Source organism: Streptomyces carminius, from assembly GCF_002794255.1.
In the GTDB taxonomy this organism is placed as follows: Bacteria; Actinomycetota; Actinomycetes; order Streptomycetales; family Streptomycetaceae; genus Streptomyces; species Streptomyces carminius.
Genome location: NZ_PGGW01000064.1, coordinates 16,645 through 34,686, shown reverse-complemented (window position 1 = coordinate 34,686; position 18,042 = coordinate 16,645). Strand labels below are relative to the sequence as shown.

The following is an 18,042-nucleotide window of genomic DNA, read 5'->3' as shown; positions in this document are numbered from 1 at the left end:
CCCCACCCGGTCGTCACGGGGACGCCGGAGGCGTCAGAGGACGCGCACCGCGCCCGAGGGCGGGTCGTAGCTCAGGTCGCGCTCCACGATGCCGGTGGAGGAGTTCTGGGCGCCGATGAAGCGGCCGTCGCCGATGTAGACGCCGACGTGGTAGGCGCTGCCGGCGCCGCCCCAGTAGAGGATGTCGCCCGGCTGGAGGTTGCCCAGGGAGACCTGGGTGCCCGCGGTGGACTGGCTCTGCGAGGTGCGCGGCAGGCTGATGCCGAGCTGGCGGAAGGCGGCCTGTGTCAGACCGGAGCAGTCGTAGGCGCTGGGGCCGGTGGCGCCGAGCACGTAGGACTTGCCGACCTGGCCCTTCAGGAAGCTGATGAGGGTGGCCGTGTTGCCGCTGCCCGCCCGGGACCGGGTGGCGGTGCTGCCGCTGCTGTCCGTGTTCTCGGCGGTCTGGGTGCTCTGGGTGCTCTGGGTGCCCTGGGTGGCCAGGGCGGTGCGCTCGGCGTCGCGGGCGGCGCGTGCCCGGGCCTCGGCCTCGCGTTCGGCCCGTTCCCGGGCGGCCTTGGCGGCGGCCTTCTTCCGCTCGGCCTCGGCCTCGGCCCTGGCCTCGGCCTTCTTCATGGCCGTCTCGGCGGCCAGGACGCGGGCCGCCTCGGCCTCGTACCGGACCGCGACCGCCTGCGTCGCGTCACCGGCCTGCTGGGCGCCGGCCGTGAGATCGGCGGTGAGCGTGTGCATCTCGATGGTGCCGGTGGTCCGGTCCTTCTCCTCGGCGGAGGAGGGGGCGGCCGCGGCGGTCACCGCGATGGTGCTGAGGACGCCACCGGCAACGCCCGGGCGCAGCAGGGGGTGCCCGGTGCTGCGGCGGGGTTTCCGGTGGCTGGGTTTGTGCGCGGTCTGGGACATGACACCACGGCTATCAGCCATGGGGCTCCGGTTCAACAAAGGTGTCCTGCGTCACATTCGGCACACACGCCTCCGCTTGAGCGCCTTTCACGGACCGCCGGAGGTTATTCCGGTAATTGATCATTGTCCCGCTGTGCGGTCGTGACCATGGTGTTGTCCGATTGGTCCGTTTCCTTTCGGAGGGGTGGCACACGGGGTCGTGCCGGCGCAAGGCCCGGATTCCGCATGGGACTCGGGCGTGGCACAGGTCACAGATTGAGCACGGATTCACGATCTTGTAACGTCCGCGACTCGTTTCGTGCTCTTTCGGTGTCCGTCCGGAGGTGCCGGGAGGGCGCCTGGAGGGCCGGGCGACTGGTGTGCGACGGGTGCGCGACGGGGTCGGTCGGCCCCTTAACAAGGATCGGACGTCCAGCGCAAACTTGCGCACGGCGGGTGCGTCTTGGTACCACGCATCCCCTTTCACCAGCATGGACGCGATGCTCGATGACGCTTTGTGATCAGTCCGGAGCTTCGAGTGTGAAGGTGTCCGTCCGGCTTCGATCATGATCGTTCGTCAGGTGGTGGAGATCACAAACTCCCTGCCGTACCCCGTGTCGCAGATCACAGAGGGGCAGGCATAGGATGCACTCGACTCGGGCTTGTGAACTGCCTCACATACACACGATCTTCGTGAACGGCACACCGGTCCGAAAACGGCCCGCAGCGGCCGCCCGCCGGAAGCGATCGTCGACTGGAAGGAGCGAGGAGCGGTGAACGTCTATACGCCCATCCTCGTACTGGGAGCGCTCGGGGCAGGCTTCGCGGTCTTCTCCGTGGTGATGGCATCGATCATCGGCCCCAGGCGCTACAACCGAGCCAAGCTCGAGGCGTACGAGTGCGGTGTCGAGCCCACCCCGCAGGCCGCGGGCGGCGGGCGATTCCCGATCAAGTACTACCTGACGGCGATGCTCTTCATCGTCTTCGACATCGAGATCGTCTTCCTCTACCCCTGGGCCGTCACCTTCGACGCCCTGGGGCTGTTCGGGCTCGTGGAGATGCTGCTCTTCGTGCTGACCGTCTTCGTCGCCTACGCCTACGTGTGGCGGCGCGGCGGACTGGAATGGGACTAGGGGCGTACACATGGGTATCGAAGAGAAACTGCCGAGCGGCTTCCTGCTGACCACCGTCGAGCAGGCCGCGGGCTGGGTCCGCAAGTCGTCCGTCTTCCCGGCGACCTTCGGACTGGCCTGCTGCGCCATCGAGATGATGACCACCGGCGCCGGCCGCTACGACCTGGCGCGCTTCGGCATGGAGGTCTTCCGCGGCTCGCCGCGCCAGGCCGACCTGATGATCGTGGCCGGCCGGGTCAGCCAGAAGATGGCGCCGGTGCTGCGGCAGGTCTACGACCAGATGCCGAATCCGAAGTGGGTCATCTCCATGGGCGTGTGCGCCTCCTCGGGCGGCATGTTCAACAACTACGCGATCGTGCAGGGCGTCGACCACATCGTGCCGGTCGACATCTACCTGCCCGGCTGCCCGCCGCGTCCCGAGATGCTGCTGGACGCGATCCTCAAGCTCCACGAGAAGATCCGCGAGGAGAAGCTCGGGGTCAACCGGGAGCAGGCCGCCCGCGAGGCGGAGGAGGCCGCGCTCAAGGCGCTTCCGACGATCGAGATGAAGGGGCTGCTGCGATGAGCGACGCACAGGCAGGCGGCAGCGGCGCCGTCCCCGCGCCGCGCGACGACTCCGGCGAGGTCATCGACGTACGCCGGGGCATGTTCGGCGCCAAGGAGGGCGGCGACACCTCCGGCTACGGCGGCCTGGTGCGCACCGTGCGGCTGCCGGGCGCGTCGAGCCGACCGTACGGCGGTTGGTTCGACGAGGTGGCCGACGAGCTGGAGGGCGCCCTGGAGGAGCAGGGCCTGGTGCCGGAGGAGGTGATCGAGAAGACGGTCGTGGACCGCGGCGAACTCACCTTCCACATCGCCCGCGAGCACCTGCCGGCCACCGCCCGCATCCTGCGCGACGACCCCGCGCTGCGCTTCGAGATGTGCACCGGCGTCAGCGGCGTCCACTACCCCGGCGACGAGGGCCGGGAGCTGCACGCCGTCTACCACCTGCGCTCGCTCACCCACAACCGGCTCGTCCGGCTGGACGTCAGCGCTCCGGACAGCGATCCGCACATCCCGTCGATCGTCTCGGTCTACCCCACCAACGACTGGCACGAGCGCGAGACCTACGACTTCTTCGGCCTGGTCTTCGACGGCCACCCGGCGCTCACGCGGATCATGATGCCCGACGACTGGCAGGGCTTCCCGCAGCGCAAGGACTACCCCCTGGGTGGCATCCCCGTCGAGTACAAGGGCGCCCAGATCCCGGCTCCCGACCAGCGGAGGTCGTACAGCTGATGAGCACCTCGCACACCACCCCGCACGCCACCGCGGCCGCGGACACCCGCGAGACCACCGAGGGCACCGTCTACACCGTCACCGGCGGAGACTGGGACGAGGTCGCCGCCGCGGTCTCCGGCGGCGACGACGAGAAGATCATCGTCAACATGGGCCCGCAGCACCCGTCCACGCACGGCGTGCTCCGGCTCATCCTGGAGATCGACGGCGAGACGGTCACCGAGGCCCGCTGCGGCATCGGCTACCTGCACACCGGTATCGAGAAGAACCTCGAGTACCGCAACTGGACGCAGGGCACGACCTTCGTGACGCGCATGGACTACCTCACGCCGTTCTTCAACGAGACGGCGTACTGCATGGCGGTGGAGCGGCTGCTGGGCATCGAGGACCAGGTGCCCGACCGGGCCAACGTCATCCGCGTGCTGATGATGGAGCTCAACCGGATCTCCTCCCACATGGTGGCCATCGCCACCGGCGGCATGGAGCTGGGCGCCACCACGGTGATGATCTACGGCTTCCGGGACCGCGAACTGGTCCTGGACCTCTTCGAGCTCATCACCGGCCTGCGGATGAACCACGCCTACATCCGCCCCGGCGGCCTCTCCCAGGACCTGCCGGCCGGCTCGCTGGACGCGCTGCGCGAGTTCGTGAAGAAGATGCGGAAGAACCTGCCGGAGTACGACAAGCTCTGCACCGGCAACCCCGTCTTCCAGGCCCGGCTCAAGGACGTCGGCTACCTCGACCTGGCGGGCTGCATGGCGCTGGGCGCCACCGGCCCCATCCTGCGCTCCACCGGGCTCCCGTACGACCTGCGCAAGGCGCAGCCGTACTGCGGCTACGAGACCTACGACTTCGAGGTCCCCACCGAGACCACCTGCGACTCCTACGGCCGCTTCCTGATCCGGCTGGAGGAGATGCGCCAGTCGCTGCGGATCGTCGAGCAGTGCATCGACCGGCTCGCCGAACCCGGCCCGGTGATGGTCGAGGACCGGAAGATCGCCTGGCCCGCGCAGCTCGCGATCGGCCAGGACGGGCTCGGCAACTCGCTGGACCACATCAAGAACATCATGGGCACCTCGATGGAGGCCCTGATCCACCACTTCAAGCTGGTGACCGAGGGATTCCGGGTGCCGCCCGGCCAGGTGTACACCGCCGTGGAGTCCGCCAAGGGCGAGCTGGGCGTGCACGCGGTCAGCGACGGCGGGACCCGGCCGTTCCGGGTCCACTTCCGCGACCCGTCCTTCACCAACCTGCAGACGATGGCGGCGATGTGCGAGGGCGGCCAGGTCGCCGACGTCATCGTCGCCGTCGCGTCCATCGACCCCGTGATGGGAGGCGTCGACCGGTGACAGACGTATCGCTCGGGATGCCCCAGCTGCCCGCCCCCGACTACCCGGCCGAGGTGCGCGCCCGGCTGGAGGCGGACGCCAAGGAGATCATCGCCCGCTACCCCGGCAGCCGCTCCGCGCTGCTGCCGCTGCTGCACCTGGTGCAGTCGGAGGAGGGGCACGTCACCCCCACCGGAGTGCGGTTCTGCGCCGAGGTGCTCGACCTGAACACGGCCGAGGTCAGCGCGGTGGCCACCTTCTACAGCATGTACCGGCGCAAGCCGTCGGGCGACTACCAGGTCGGGGTGTGCACCAACACCCTGTGCGCGGTGATGGGCGGCGACGCCATCTTCGAGGCGCTCCAGGAGCACCTGGGCGTCGGCAACCAGGAGACCACCGGGGACGGAAAGATCACCCTGGAGCACATCGAGTGCAACGCGGCCTGCGACTTCGCGCCCGTGGTGATGGTCAACTGGGAGTTCTTCGACAACCAGACACCCGACAGCGCGAAGAAGATGGTGGACGACCTGCGCGCCGGACGCGAGGTGCGGCCCACCCGCGGCGCCCCGCTGTGCACCTTCAAGGAGACCGCGCGCATCCTCGCCGGCTTCCCTGACGAGCGCCCCGGCGCGGCCGAGGGCGAGGCCGGGGAGGCCTCGCTGATCGGGCTGAGGCTGGCCAGGGGCGAGGCGGCGCGGTCCGGGACGGGCCCGGCGGCGACCGGACGGAAGGTCGTCTCGCCGCGCGGCGGCGAGGGCCTTCCGGCCGCCGCGGAGCAGGGGCAGCCCACGACCGAGACCGGCGAGGCGCCCGACCCGCACCCCAGCTCCCACGACGCGCCGCGGAAGACCGCCGCCTCGGACCCCGAGAACCCGACCGGTCCGGTGAGCAAGGAGGGCGACCGATGACCGAACAAGCCGCACGGCAGGCGGACGCCTCGGCGGAGACCTCGGCGGAGAAGCTGCTGTCACCGGTGCTCTCGGCCTTCTGGGACCGGCCGGACTCCTGGACGCTGGACGCCTATCTGGCCCACGAGGGCTACGAGGGGCTGCGCAAGGCCCTGGCCATGCCGCCCGACGACGTCATCGCGTACGTCAAGGACTCCGGGCTGCGCGGCCGCGGCGGCGCGGGCTTCCCCACGGGCATGAAGTGGCAGTTCATCCCGCAGGGCGACGGCAAGCCCCACTACCTGGTGGTCAACGCCGACGAGTCCGAGCCGGGCACCTGCAAGGACATCCCCCTGCTGTACTCCAACCCGCACTCGCTGATCGAGGGCATCGTGATCGCCTGCCACGCGATCCGCTCGAACCACGCCTTCGTCTACCTGCGCGGCGAGGTCGTCCCCGTGCTGCGGCGCCTCCACGAGGCCGTGCGCGAGGCGTACGCGGCGGGCTACCTCGGCAAGGACGTCCTCGGCTCCGGCCTGGACGTGGAGCTGACCGTGCACGCGGGCGCGGGCGCGTACATCTGCGGCGAGGAGACCGCCCTCCTGGACTCGCTGGAGGGGCGGCGCGGCCAGCCGCGGCTGCGCCCGCCCTTCCCGGCCGTCGCCGGTCTGTACGCCAGCCCCACCGTCGTCAACAACGTCGAGTCCATCGCCTCGGTTCCCGCGATCCTCAACAAGGGCAAGGAGTGGTTCCGCTCGATGGGCAGCGAGAAGTCCCCGGGCTTCACGCTGTACTCGCTCAGCGGCCATGTCGCCAACCCCGGCCAGTACGAGGCCCCGCTGGGCATCACGCTGCGCCAGCTGCTCGACATGAGCGGCGGCATGCGGCCCGGCCACCGGCTGAAGTTCTGGACCCCGGGCGGCTCCTCCACCCCGCTGCTGACCGACGAGCACCTCGACGTCCCGCTGGACTACGAGGGCGTGGGCGCCGCCGGCTCGATGCTGGGCACCAAGGCGCTCCAGTGCTTCGACGAGACCACCTGCGTGGTCCGCGCGGTGACCCGCTGGACGGAGTTCTACGCCCACGAGTCCTGCGGCAAGTGCACTCCCTGCCGCGAGGGCACGTACTGGCTGGTCCAGCTCATGCGCGACATCGAGGGCGGCAAGGCGGTGATGTCCGACCTGGACAAGATCAACGACATCGCCGACAACATCAACGGCAAGGCGTTCTGCGCCCTCGGCGACGGCGCGGCCAGCCCGATCTTCTCCTCCCTGAAGTACTTCCGCGAGGAGTACGAGCAGCACGTCACCGGGCGCGGCTGTCCCTTCGACCCGGCCAAGTCGACCCTGTGGGCCGATGACACCACCGCACACCTGGAGGTGAACGCGTGACCGTCACCACTGACGCCAGGACCTCCGGCGGCGGGGAGGCCAAGCCGCCCGAGAACGCCGAGGACCTGGTCTCGCTGACGATCGACGGCATCGAGATCAGCGTGCCCAAGGGCACCCTGGTCATCCGCGCCGCCGAACTGCTCGGCATCGAGATCCCGCGCTTCTGCGACCACCCGCTGCTGGACCCGGCCGGCGCCTGCCGCCAGTGCATCGTCGAGGTCGAGGGCCAGCGCAAGCCCATGGCCTCCTGCACGATCACCTGCACCGACGGCATGGTCGTGAAGACGCACCTGACCTCGCCGGTGGCCGAGAAGGCCCAGCGCGGCGTGATGGAGCTGCTGCTGATCAACCACCCGCTGGACTGCCCGGTCTGCGACAAGGGCGGCGAGTGCCCCCTGCAGAACCAGGCCATGTCCCACGGGCAGGGCGACAGCCGCTTCTCCCACGAGCAGCCCGACGGCCGCTTCGAGGGCCGCAAGCGCACCTTCGAGAAGCCCGTGGCGCTGTCCGCGCAGGTGCTGCTGGACCGCGAGCGCTGCGTGCTGTGCGCCCGCTGCACCCGCTTCTCCAACCAGATCGCGGGCGACCCGATGATCGAGATGCTGGAGCGCGGCGCCCTCCAGCAGGTCGGCACCGGGGAGGGACCGCCCTTCGAGTCGTACTTCTCCGGCAACACCATCCAGATCTGCCCGGTCGGCGCGCTCACCTCGGCCGCCTACCGGTTCCGCTCCCGCCCCTTCGACCTGGTCTCCTCGCCGAGCGTGTGCGAGCACTGCGCCGGCGGCTGCGCCACCCGCACCGACCACCGGCGCGGCAAGGTCATGCGGCGGCTGGCCGCCGACGACCCCGAGGTCAACGAGGAGTGGATGTGCGACAAGGGCCGCTTCGCCTTCCGCTACGCCCAGCAGCGCGACCGGCTCACCCACCCGCTGGTGCGCGACGCGGACACCGGTGAGCTGGCGCCCGCGAGCTGGCCGGAGGCACTGGAGGCCGCCGCGAAGGGGCTGGCCGCGGCCCGGGGACGGGTCGGGGTGCTCACCGGCGGGCGGCTGACGGTGGAGGACGCCTACGCGTACGCCAAGTTCGCGCGGGTCGCCCTGCGCACCAACGACATCGACTTCCGGGCCCGGGTGCACAGCCCGGAGGAGGCCGCCTTCCTCGCCGCCCACGTCGCCGGACGCGGCCGGGACCTGGACGGCACCGGCGTCACGTACACCGCGCTGGAGCAGGCCCCGGCGGTGCTGCTGGTCGGCTTCGAGGCCGAGGAGGAGGCCCCCGGCGTCTTCCTGCGGCTGCGCAAGGCGCACCGCGGGCACGGCCAGCGGGTCTTCTCGCTGGCCACCCACGCCACCCGCGGCCTGGAGAAGGCCGGTGGCACCCTGCTGCCCGCCGCGCCGCACACCGAGACCGAGTGGCTGGACGCGCTGGCCGGTGGCGTCGGGCTCGACGAGCGGGGCCGTACGGCCGCCGAGGCGCTGCGCGCCGAGGGCTCGGTGATCGTCGTCGGCGAGCGGCTGGCCGCCGTGCCCGGCGGGTTCACCGCCGCGCTGCGGGCCGCCACCGCCGTCGGCGCGCGGCTGGTGTGGATCCCGCGCCGGGCCGGTGAGCGTGGCGCGGTCGAGGCCGGCGCGCTGCCCACGCTGCTGCCCGGCGGCCGGCCGGCCGCCGACCCGCGGGCCCGCGCCGAGACCGCCGCCGTCTGGGGCGTGGCCGACCTGCCGGACGGGACCGGCCGCGACACCGGGCAGATCGTCGAGGCCGCCGCCACCGGCGAACTCGGCGCCCTGCTGGTCGCCGGGGTGGAACCCGCCGACCTGCCCGACCCGGCCCGGGCCGCCGAGGCGCTGGCGAAGGTGGGCTTCCTGGTCAGCCTGGAGCAGCGGCCCTCCGAGGTCACCGAGCGGGCCGACGTGGTCCTCCCCGTCGCCGCGGTGGTGGAGAAGGCGGGCACCTTCCTCAACTGGGAGGGCCGCGGCCGGCCGTTCGAGGCCGCGATCAAGCCCGACCAGCTCACCCGCCGCAGCGTCCCGGCCGACGCCCGCGTCCTGCACATGCTGGCCGACGCCCTCGACGTCCACCTCGGCCTGCCCGACGTGCGGACCGTCCGCGCCGAGCTGGAGCGGCTGGGCGTGTGGGACGGCCCGCGCGCCGCCGCACCGGAGGAGACCGTCCGGGAGACGGCGCGGCAGACCCCGCGGCCCGCCGCCGGGGAGGCGGTCCTCGCCGGACACCGGCTGCTGCTCGACCGGGGACGGCTCCAGGACGGCGACGAGGCGCTCGCCGGCACCCGGCACGCCGCCGTCGCCCGGCTGTCGGCCGCCACGGCCGCCGAGGTGGGGGTCGCCGACGGCGAGCCGCTGACCGTCACCGGCCCCGCCGGGACGGTGACCCTGCCGCTGGCGGTCACGCCGATGCCCGACCGGGTGGTGTGGCTGCCGCTCAACTCGGTGGGCCGGGGCGCCTACCGTGACCTGGGCACCGTGCCCGGCCGGCTGGTGCGGCTGTCGGCGGCCGGTGGAACGGCCGACCGGACAGTGGTGGCCGACGGAACGGCTTCGGCGGCCCCGGAGGCCGGCGACGAGACGAAGGGGGTGCAGGCATGACGGGCTCGTCCGTCGCCGTCGTGTCGGCCGCCGACACGGTCCTCGCCCAGGAGGACCTGTCGATGTTCGGCACCGATCCCTGGTGGCTGATCGGGATCAAGGCGGTCTTCTGCTTCGCGTTCCTGATGCTGACCGTGCTGATCTCCATCGTGATGGAGCGCAAGGTCGTCGCCTGGATGCAGCTGCGCGTCGGTCCCAACCGGCACGGCCCCTGGGGCATGCTCCAGTCGCTGGCCGACGGTGTGAAGCTGATGCTCAAGGAGGACGTCAACGTCACCGCCGCCGACAAGGCCGTCTACATCCTGGCGCCCATCGTCGGCATCATCCCGGCCTTCATGGCCATCGCGGTGATCCCCTTCGGCCCGCCCGGCAACGAGGTGTCGATCTTCGGCACCCGTACCGCCATGCAGCTCACCGACCTGCCGGTGGCGATCCTGTACATCCTGGCCACCGCCTCCATCGCCGCCTACGGCACGGTGCTGGCCGGCTGGTCCTCGGGCTCGACCTACCCGCTGCTCGGCGGGGTGCGGGCGACCGCGCAGGTGATCTCCTACGAGGTCGCGATGGGCCTCAGCTTCGCCGCGGTCTTCCTGTACTCCGGCTCGATGTCCACCTCGACGATCGTCGGGGCGCAGGCCGACACCTGGTTCGCGGTGCTGCTGCCGGTCTCGTTCATCATCTACATGGTCTCGATGGTCGGTGAGGCGCACCGCGCGCCCTTCGACATGCCCGAGTCCGAGGGCGACCTGGTCGGCGGCTTCAACACCGAGTACTCGTCGATCAAGTTCGCGCTGTTCATGCTCGCCGAGTACGTCCACATGGTCACCGTCTCGGCCCTGGCGGTCACCCTCTTCCTGGGCGGCTGGCGCGCCCCGGCGCCGATCAGCACCTACTGGGAGGGCGCCAACCACGGCTGGTGGCCGCTGCTGTGGTTCATCATCAAGATCAACCTGCTGCTGTTCCTCTTCGTCTGGCTGCGCGGCACGCTCCCGCGGGTGCGCTACGACCAGTTCATGCGGCTGGGCTGGAAGGTCCTCATCCCGGTCGCGATGGTCTGGCTGATGCTGGTGGCGACCGTGCGGGCGCTGCGCAACGAGGGCCACGACTTCGCCGACATCCTGATCTGGGTCGCCGGCGTGGGCCTGGTGCTGGTGGTGCTGTCGTTCCTCTACGACGCGCTCCGCGAGCGGAAGGAACGCCGGGCGGAGGAGAGCCGCACGGCGGCCGAGTCCGAACCCGTCTTCGACCCGACGGCGGGCGGCTACCCCGTGCCGCCGCTGCCGGGCCAGACCCTGCCGCCCGTACCGCGCCGGCGGTCGCGCCACGAGCGGGAGACCGCTTCGGTGGCGGCCGGTGGGGACGGCGAGTCCAGCGAGACCGGCAAGGCCAGGGAGGCCGACGATGCCTGAGTTCGACAACCCGGTGGCCGGCTTCGGCGTGACCTTCAAGGCCATGTTCAAGAAGCGGCTCACCGAGCAGTACCCCGAGGAGAAGAAGCCCACCGCGCCGCGCTTCCACGGCCGCCACCAGCTCAACCGGCACCCGGACGGGCTGGAGAAGTGCATCGGCTGCGAGCTGTGCGCCTGGGCCTGCCCGGCGGACGCGATCTACGTGGAGGGCGCGGACAACACCGACGAGGAGCGCTACTCGCCTGGCGAGCGCTACGGCCGCGTCTACCAGATCAACTACCTGCGCTGCATCCTGTGCGGCCTGTGCGTCGAGGCGTGCCCCACCCGGGCGCTGACCATGACCAACGAGTACGAACTGGCCGACCGGTCCCGCGAGTCGCTCATCTACACCAAGGAGGAGCTGCTCGTGGGGCTGCAGGACGGGATGGTCGACACCCCGCACCCGATCCACCCGGGCACCACGGAGAAGGACTACTACCGCGGCCTGGTGACCGAGGCGGCACCCGGCACGGTCCGGCAGGAGGCCCGCTCGAGCTCGGGGAACACCGGCAACGAGCCCCCGCAGGCCGCCGCCAGGACGTTCGGGGCGCAGGAACCGGCATCCGAGGCGGTGACCGAGAAGTGACCCCCGACACCCTGCTGGCCGCCACCACCACCTCCACCGGCGAGGCGGTGCAGTTCTGGATCCTGGGCACCGTCGCGGTACTGGGCGCGCTCGGGACGGTCCTGATGCGCCGGGCGGTGCACTCGGCGCTCTGCCTGGCCGGGACCATGATCATCCTTGCGGTGTTCTACCTGGCCAACGGCGCGTACTTCCTGGGCATCGTGCAGATCGTCGTCTACACCGGCGCGGTCATGATGCTCTTCCTGTTCGTGCTGATGCTCGTCGGCGTCACCGCCGCCGACACCCGGCGCGAGACGATCAAGGGGCAGCGCTGGCTGGTGGTCCTGTGCGGCCTCGGCTTCGGCCTGCTGCTGGTCGGCGGGATCGGCAACGCCACGGTCGGCTCCTTCGAGGGCCTGGCCGCCGCCAACTCCGGCGGCAACGTCCAGGGCCTGGCCCGGCTGCTGTTCAGCGACTACGTGTTCGCCTTCGAGATCACCGGCGCGCTCCTGGTCACCGCGGCCGTCGCCGCCATGGTGCTCACCCACCGCGAGCGCACCGAGCGCCGGATGACCCAGCGCGAGCTGGCCGAGCAGCGCGTCCGCGAGGGCGAGCACCTGCCGCCGCTGCCCGCGCCCGGCGTGTACGCCCGGCACAACGCCGTGGACATCCCCGGCCTGCTGCCGGACGGCACCCCGTCCGAGCTGACCGTCAACCCGACGCTGCGCGGCCGCGGCCAGGTCCGGGACGTCTCCCGGCAGGCGCTGGCCGACCTGGCGGCGCTGGAGCGGCGCACCGAGGAGCACCTGGGACGCCGGCCGCGGCAGGCCGTACGGCCGGCGGCCGATGTGCGCGAGGACGTCTCGGACGACTCCCCGGACACCGCCGAGGCGGCCGGCGACGCGGACCTGGCCGACAGCACCGGCAAGGCCGACAGTGGCGGCAGTGCCGGCAGCACCGGCGGCGGAGACCGCGACGGAGACCGCGACGGAGACAGGGAGGCCGCCAAGTGAACCCGGTCAACTACCTCTACCTGGCCGCCCTGCTGTTCACCATCGGGGCCTCCGGAGTGCTGCTGCGGCGGAACGCGATCGTCGTGTTCATGAGCGTCGAGCTGATGCTGAACGCGGCGAACCTCGTGCTCGTCGCCTTCTCCCGCATCCACGGCAACCTCGACGGCCAGATCATCGCGTTCTTCACGATGGTCGTCGCGGCCGCCGAGGTCGTGGTCGGGCTGGCGATCATCGTGACGATCTTCCGCTCCCGTCACTCGGCCTCGGTCGACGACGCCAGCCTGATGAAGCTGTAAGGGGTAGCGAACAGTGGAGACTTTGATCGGACTGCTCGTCGCGGCGCCACTGCTGGGCGCGGCCGTGCTGCTGTGCGGCGGCCGGCGGCTGGACCGCGCCGGCCACTGGATCGGCACGGCGCTCGCCGCGGCCTCCTTCGTGGTCGGCGCGGTGCTCTTCGCCGACATGCTCGGCCGCGAGACCGACGAGCGGGCCATGCACCAGCACCTGTTCAGCTGGGTACCGGTCGGCGGCTTCCAGGCGGACGTCGCCTTCCAGCTCGACCAGCTGTCCATGACGTTCGTCCTGCTGATCACCGGCGTGGGCACCCTGATCCACGTCTACTCGATCGGCTACATGGAGCACGACGAGCGGCGGCGCCGCTTCTTCGGCTACCTCAACCTGTTCCTCGCGGCGATGCTCCTGCTGGTGCTCGCCGACAACTACCTGCTGCTGTACGCCGGCTGGGAGGGCGTGGGCCTGGCCTCCTACCTGCTGATCGGCTTCTGGCAGCACAAGCCCAGCGCGGCGACGGCGGCGAAGAAGGCGTTCATCGTCAACCGGGTCGGCGACCTCGGCCTGTCGATCGCCATCATGATCATGTTCGCCACCTTCGGGACCTTCGCCTTCGGCCCGGTCCTGGGGTCGGTGGAGGCGGCGGGCGAGGGCACGGCCACCGCCATCGGCCTGATGCTGCTGCTGGCCGCCTGCGGCAAGTCGGCGCAGGTGCCGCTGCAGTCCTGGCTCGGTGACGCGATGGAGGGCCCGACCCCGGTCTCCGCCCTCATCCACGCCGCGACGATGGTCACCGCCGGCGTCTACCTCATCGTCCGCTCCGGCGCGGTCTTCGAGGCGGCGCCCGCCGCGCAGACCACCGTGGTCGTCGTCGGCACGGTCACGCTGCTGTTCGGTGCGATCGTCGGTTGCGCCAAGGACGACATCAAGAAGGCCCTGGCCGGCTCGACGATGTCGCAGATCGGCTACATGGTCCTGGCCGCCGGGCTCGGCCCCATCGGCTACGTCTTCGCGATCATGCACCTGGTCACCCACGGCTTCTTCAAGGCCGGGCTCTTCCTCGGGGCCGGCTCGGTGATGCACGGCATGAACGACGAGGTCGACATGCGCCGCTACGGCGGGCTGCGCAAGTACATGCCGGTCACGTTCGTCACCTTCGGCCTGGGCTACCTGGCGATCATCGGCTTCCCCGGACTGTCCGGCTTCTTCTCCAAGGACAAGATCATCGAGGCGGCCTTCGCCAAGGGCGGCACCGAGGGCTGGATCCTCGGCGGCGCGGCCCTGCTGGGCGCGGCCATCACCGCGTTCTACATGACGCGCATCATGCTGATGACCTTCTTCGGCGAGGAGCGCTGGCGCAACGCGCCCACCCCCTCGCCCAGGGAGCCGGACGTCGAGCCCGCCGCGCAGACCGGCGGCACGTACGAGCCGCCGCACCCGCACGAGTCGCCGAGGTCGATGACGATCCCGATGATCGTCCTGGCCTTCGGCTCGGTCTTCGCGGGCGGCCTGTTCAGCTGGGGCGAGTCCTTCGCCCACTGGCTGGAGCCGGTCACCGCCTACGAGCACGGCCACCCGCCGATCAGCGCCCTGGCGGTCACCACCGCCACGGTCGTCGCCCTGCTCGCCGGCGCCGGACTGGCCTGGCTGCAGTACGGCCGCCGGTCCGTCCCCGCCGTCGCGCCGCGCGGCTCCCTGCTCACCCGGGCCGCCCGCCGCGACCTGCTCCAGGACGACTTCAACCATGTGGCGCTGGTCAAGCCCGGCGAGTACCTCACCCGTGGGCTGGTCTACCTCGACCACAAGGTGGTCGACGGTGTCGTCAACGGCACCGCCGCCGCGTTCGGCGGGCTGTCCGGCCGCACCCGGCGGCTCCAGAACGGCTACGCCCGCAGTTACGCGGTCTCGATGTTCGGCGGTGCGGCGGTCCTCCTCGCCGCGACCCTGCTGATGAGGGCGGTCTGATCCCATGTCATTTCCCCTGCTGACGGCAACGGCCGCGCTGCCCGCCATCGGCGCGATCGCCACCGCCGCCGTACCCGCCACCCGGCGGACCGCGGCCAAGTGGCTGGCGCTGGCCGTCTCCCTGGCGACCCTGGTCCTCGCCGGGACCGTGGCCTTCCGCTTCGACCCCGGCGGCGACCGCTACCAGCTCACCGAGTCGCACTCCTGGATCCCGGACTTCGGCGTCCGCTACGAACTGGGCGTGGACGGCATCGCGGTCGCCCTGATCGCGCTGACCGCCGTGCTCGTCCCGTTCGTGATCCTGGCCGGCTGGCACGACGCCGACCTCCCCGAAGGTGAGAAGGGCAACCGCCGGTGGCGGCCCACCCAGGGCTTCTTCGCGCTGATCCTGGCCGTCGAGGCGATGGTGATCATCTCCTTCGAGGCCACCGACGTCTTCCTCTTCTACATCTTCTTCGAAGCCATGCTCATCCCGATGTACTTCCTCATCGGCGGCTTCGGGGACCGGGCCGGGCAGCACGGCGAGGAGGAGACGGCCAAGCAGCGCTCCTACGCCGCCGTGAAGTTCCTGCTCTACAACCTGGCCGGCGGCCTGGTCATGCTCGCCGCGGTGATCGGCCTCTACGCCGTCACCGCCGACCAGCTCGGCGAGGGCACCTTCTCGCTCCAGGCGATCACCGAGGCCCGCGCCTCCGGTGAGCTGACGATGGCCGAGAACACCGAGCGGCTGCTCTTCCTCGGCTTCTTCCTCGCCTTCGCGGTCAAGGCGCCGCTGTGGCCGCTGCACACCTGGCTGCCGAACGCCATGGGCGAGTCCACCGCCCCGGTCGCCGTCCTCATCACGGCGATCGTCGACAAGGTGGGCACTTTCGCGATGCTCCGCTTCTGCCTGGGGCTCTTCCCCGGGGCCAGTGAGTGGGCCACCCCGGTGGTCATCGTGCTGGCGCTGGTCAGCATCGTCTACGGTGCGCTGCTGGCCATCGGCCAGCGCGACATCAAGCGGCTGATCGCCTACGCGTCGATCTCCCACTTCGGCTTCATCGTGCTGGGCATCTTCGCGATGACCAGCCAGGGCCAGAGCGGGGCGACGCTCTACATGGTCAACCACGGGATCGCCACGGCCGCCCTGATGCTGGTGGCCGGCTTCCTGATCTCGCGCCGCGGCTCGCGCCTGATCGCCGACTACGGCGGGGTGCAGAAGGTCGCCCCGGTGCTGGCCGGCACCTTCCTGGTCGGCGGACTGGCCACCCTGTCGCTGCCCGGCCTGGCGCCGTTCGTCAGTGAGTTCCTGGTGCTGGTGGGCACCTACACCCGCTATCCGGCCGCCGGCATCGTGGCCACCTCCGGCATCGTCCTGGCGGCGCTGTACGTCCTGGTGCTGTACCAGCGGACGATGACCGGACCGGTGAAGGCCGGGGTCGAGCACCTGCCCGACCTGCGCAAGCGTGAACTGGCGGTGGTGGCGCCGCTGATCGCCCTGCTGCTCTTCCTCGGGATCTTCCCGAAGCCGCTGACCGACATCGTCAACCCGGCGGTCGAGCACACGCTCTCCGACGTGCGGCAGACCGATCCCGAGCCCGATGTGTCCGTACCCGAGGTGGAGGCCGCGAAGTGAGCACCACACAACTCACGGAACTCACCCTGCGGGCGCAGGAAGTGACGCCCGTTCCGGCGCCCGACATCGAGTACGGGCAGCTCGCGCCGGTGCTGATCGTCCTGGGCGCCGCCGTCGTGGGCGTCCTGTTCGAGGCGTTCGTGCCGCGCCGCGGCCGGTACGCCGCCCAGGCCCTGCTGGCCGGGCTGGCCCTGGCGTCGGCCTTCGCGGCGGTGGTCGCACTGGCCGCCACCGGACACGCCACCACCGAGGCGGGCCTGGTCGCGATGGGCGCCCTCGCCGTGGACGGCCCGGCGCTCTTCCTGCAGGGCGTGATCCTGCTGGTGTCGCTGGTGTCGCTGTTCGTCTTCGCCGAGCGGCGGCTCGACCCGCGGGCCCACGGCCGGCACGTGGACTCCTTCGCGGCCGAGGGCGCCGCCGTACCCGGCGGCGCGGGCGAGCGGGCGGCGGTGCAGGCCGGGTTCACCACCACCGAGGTCTACCCGCTGCTGCTCTTCGCGGTCGGCGGCATGCTGGTCTTCCCGGCGGCCAACGACCTGCTGACCCTCTTCATCGCCCTCGAGGTCTTCTCGCTGCCGCTGTACGTGCTGTGCGCGCTGGCCCGCCGCAAGCGGCTGATGTCGCAGGAGGCCGCGCTGAAGTACTTCCTGCTCGGTGCCTTCTCCTCCGCCTTCCTGCTGTTCGGCGTCGCGCTGCTGTACGGCTACGCGGGCACCGTGAAGTACGCGGGCATCGCCGAGGTCGTCGCCAACACCAATACCGAGACGACCGAGGCGCTGGCCGCCACCTCCGGCAACGACGTGCTGCTCCTGCTGGGCGGGGCGCTGCTGCTGATGGGGCTGCTGTTCAAGGTCGGCGCCGTGCCGTTCCACATGTGGACGCCGGACGTCTACCAGGGCGCCCCCACCCCCGTCACGGGCTTCATGGCCGCCGCCACCAAGGTCGCCGCCTTCGGCGCCCTGCTGCGGCTGCTGTACGTCGTCCTGCCGGGCCTCACCTGGGACTGGCGGCCGGTGCTGTGGGGGGTGGCGATCGTGTCGATGCTGGCCGGCGCGGTCATCGCCATCACCCAGACCGACGTCAAGCGGCTGCTGGCGTACTCCTCGATCGCGCACGCGGGTTTCATCCTCGCCGGTGTGATCGCGGCGACGCCCGAGGGGATCTCCTCGGTGCTGTTCTACCTGGGGGCCTACTCCTTCGTCACGCTCGGCGCCTTCGCCGTGGTGACGCTGGTGCGGGACGCGGGCGGCGAGGCCACGCACCTGTCCAAGTGGGCGGGACTGGGGCGGCGTTCGCCGCTGGTGGCCGCGGTCTTCGCGGTCTTCCTGCTGGCCTTCGCGGGCATCCCGATGACCTCCGGCTTCACGGGCAAGTTCGCGGTCTTCAAGGCGGCGGCGGAGGGCGGCGCGGGGGCGCTGGTGGTCATCGGTGTGATCGCCTCGGCCATCGCGGCCTTCTTCTACATCCGCGTCATCGTCCTGATGTTCTTCAGCGAACCGCAGGTGGGCGGGCCGTCGGTGGCCGTGCCCAGCGCGCTGACCTCCACGGCGATCGCCGTCGGGGTGCTGGTCACGCTGATCCTGGGGGTGGCTCCGCAGTACTTCCTGGACCTGGCCTCCCAGGCGGGGGTGTTCGTGCGCTGAGCG

At 71.1% G+C, this 18,042-nt stretch carries 15 protein-coding genes; 14 read left to right on the top strand and 1 reads right to left on the bottom strand.

Annotation, left to right across the window (positions count from 1 at the left end):
• Positions 1 to 33: 33 nt before the first annotated feature.
• Entirely contained in the window at positions 34 to 900 is an 867-nt protein-coding gene (locus tag CUT44_RS22485) for a C40 family peptidase (RefSeq protein WP_100203751.1), read from the bottom strand.
• A 752-nt stretch (positions 901 to 1,652) separates the two neighbouring features.
• Here CUT44_RS22485 and CUT44_RS22480 point away from each other — a divergent pair.
• From CUT44_RS22480 to nuoN, 14 genes are read left to right on the top strand one after another with little or no spacing between them, the layout of a single operon-like run.
• The gene (locus CUT44_RS22480; protein ID WP_100203750.1) at positions 1,653 to 2,012 is read left to right on the top strand and encodes an NADH-quinone oxidoreductase subunit A; all 360 of its coding nucleotides are present in this window, start codon (positions 1,653 to 1,655) and stop codon (positions 2,010 to 2,012) included.
• A 10-nt stretch (positions 2,013 to 2,022) separates the two neighbouring features.
• The gene (locus CUT44_RS22475) at positions 2,023 to 2,577 is read left to right on the top strand and encodes a NuoB/complex I 20 kDa subunit family protein (RefSeq protein WP_100203749.1); all 555 of its coding nucleotides are present in this window, start codon (positions 2,023 to 2,025) and stop codon (positions 2,575 to 2,577) included.
• Positions 2,574 to 3,290, top strand: a complete 717-nt coding sequence (locus CUT44_RS22470; protein WP_100203748.1) for an NADH-quinone oxidoreductase subunit C — start codon at positions 2,574 to 2,576, stop codon at positions 3,288 to 3,290. Before CUT44_RS22475 ends, CUT44_RS22470 begins: the two co-directional genes overlap by 4 nt.
• Positions 3,290 to 4,639: an NADH-quinone oxidoreductase subunit D gene (locus CUT44_RS22465; RefSeq protein WP_100203747.1), complete on the top strand. Its 1,350-nt coding sequence runs from the start codon at positions 3,290 to 3,292 to the stop codon at positions 4,637 to 4,639. Before CUT44_RS22470 ends, CUT44_RS22465 begins: the two co-directional genes overlap by 1 nt.
• A complete protein-coding gene (nuoE, locus tag CUT44_RS22460; protein WP_100203746.1) occupies positions 4,636 to 5,526 on the top strand; it encodes an NADH-quinone oxidoreductase subunit NuoE in 891 nt (296 codons plus the stop codon). Before CUT44_RS22465 ends, nuoE begins: the two co-directional genes overlap by 4 nt.
• Complete coding sequence (gene nuoF, locus CUT44_RS22455; RefSeq protein ID WP_100203745.1) at positions 5,523 to 6,896, top strand: NADH-quinone oxidoreductase subunit NuoF; 1,374 nt, start codon at positions 5,523 to 5,525, stop codon at positions 6,894 to 6,896. The genes nuoE and nuoF overlap by 4 nt, the downstream gene beginning before the upstream one ends.
• Positions 6,893 to 9,499 (top strand): NADH-quinone oxidoreductase subunit G, encoded by a 2,607-nt coding sequence (locus CUT44_RS22450; protein WP_100203744.1) that lies wholly within the window; start codon positions 6,893 to 6,895, stop codon positions 9,497 to 9,499. The genes nuoF and CUT44_RS22450 overlap by 4 nt, the downstream gene beginning before the upstream one ends.
• Positions 9,496 to 10,908 carry an NADH-quinone oxidoreductase subunit NuoH gene (nuoH, locus tag CUT44_RS22445; protein WP_100203743.1) on the top strand — a complete coding sequence of 471 codons (1,413 nt, stop codon included), beginning with the start codon at positions 9,496 to 9,498 and terminating at the stop codon, positions 10,906 to 10,908. Before CUT44_RS22450 ends, nuoH begins: the two co-directional genes overlap by 4 nt.
• Positions 10,901 to 11,533, top strand: a complete 633-nt coding sequence (nuoI, locus tag CUT44_RS22440) for an NADH-quinone oxidoreductase subunit NuoI (RefSeq protein ID WP_100203742.1) — start codon at positions 10,901 to 10,903, stop codon at positions 11,531 to 11,533. The genes nuoH and nuoI overlap by 8 nt, the downstream gene beginning before the upstream one ends.
• 14 nt (positions 11,534 to 11,547) lie before the next feature.
• On the top strand, positions 11,548 to 12,525 hold the full coding sequence (locus CUT44_RS22435) for an NADH-quinone oxidoreductase subunit J (protein ID WP_408646775.1): 978 nt from the start codon (positions 11,548 to 11,550) through the stop codon (positions 12,523 to 12,525).
• Complete coding sequence (gene nuoK, locus CUT44_RS22430; protein WP_100203740.1) at positions 12,522 to 12,821, top strand: NADH-quinone oxidoreductase subunit NuoK; 300 nt, start codon at positions 12,522 to 12,524, stop codon at positions 12,819 to 12,821. The genes CUT44_RS22435 and nuoK overlap by 4 nt, the downstream gene beginning before the upstream one ends.
• 13 nt (positions 12,822 to 12,834) lie before the next feature.
• The gene (nuoL, locus tag CUT44_RS22425) at positions 12,835 to 14,781 is read left to right on the top strand and encodes an NADH-quinone oxidoreductase subunit L (protein WP_100203739.1); all 1,947 of its coding nucleotides are present in this window, start codon (positions 12,835 to 12,837) and stop codon (positions 14,779 to 14,781) included.
• A 4-nt stretch (positions 14,782 to 14,785) separates the two neighbouring features.
• On the top strand, positions 14,786 to 16,396 hold the full coding sequence (locus CUT44_RS22420; RefSeq protein ID WP_100203738.1) for an NADH-quinone oxidoreductase subunit M: 1,611 nt from the start codon (positions 14,786 to 14,788) through the stop codon (positions 16,394 to 16,396).
• Positions 16,393 to 18,039, top strand: a complete 1,647-nt coding sequence (gene nuoN, locus CUT44_RS22415) for an NADH-quinone oxidoreductase subunit NuoN (protein WP_100203737.1) — start codon at positions 16,393 to 16,395, stop codon at positions 18,037 to 18,039. Before CUT44_RS22420 ends, nuoN begins: the two co-directional genes overlap by 4 nt.
• The last annotated feature ends 3 nt before the right edge of the window (positions 18,040 to 18,042 follow it).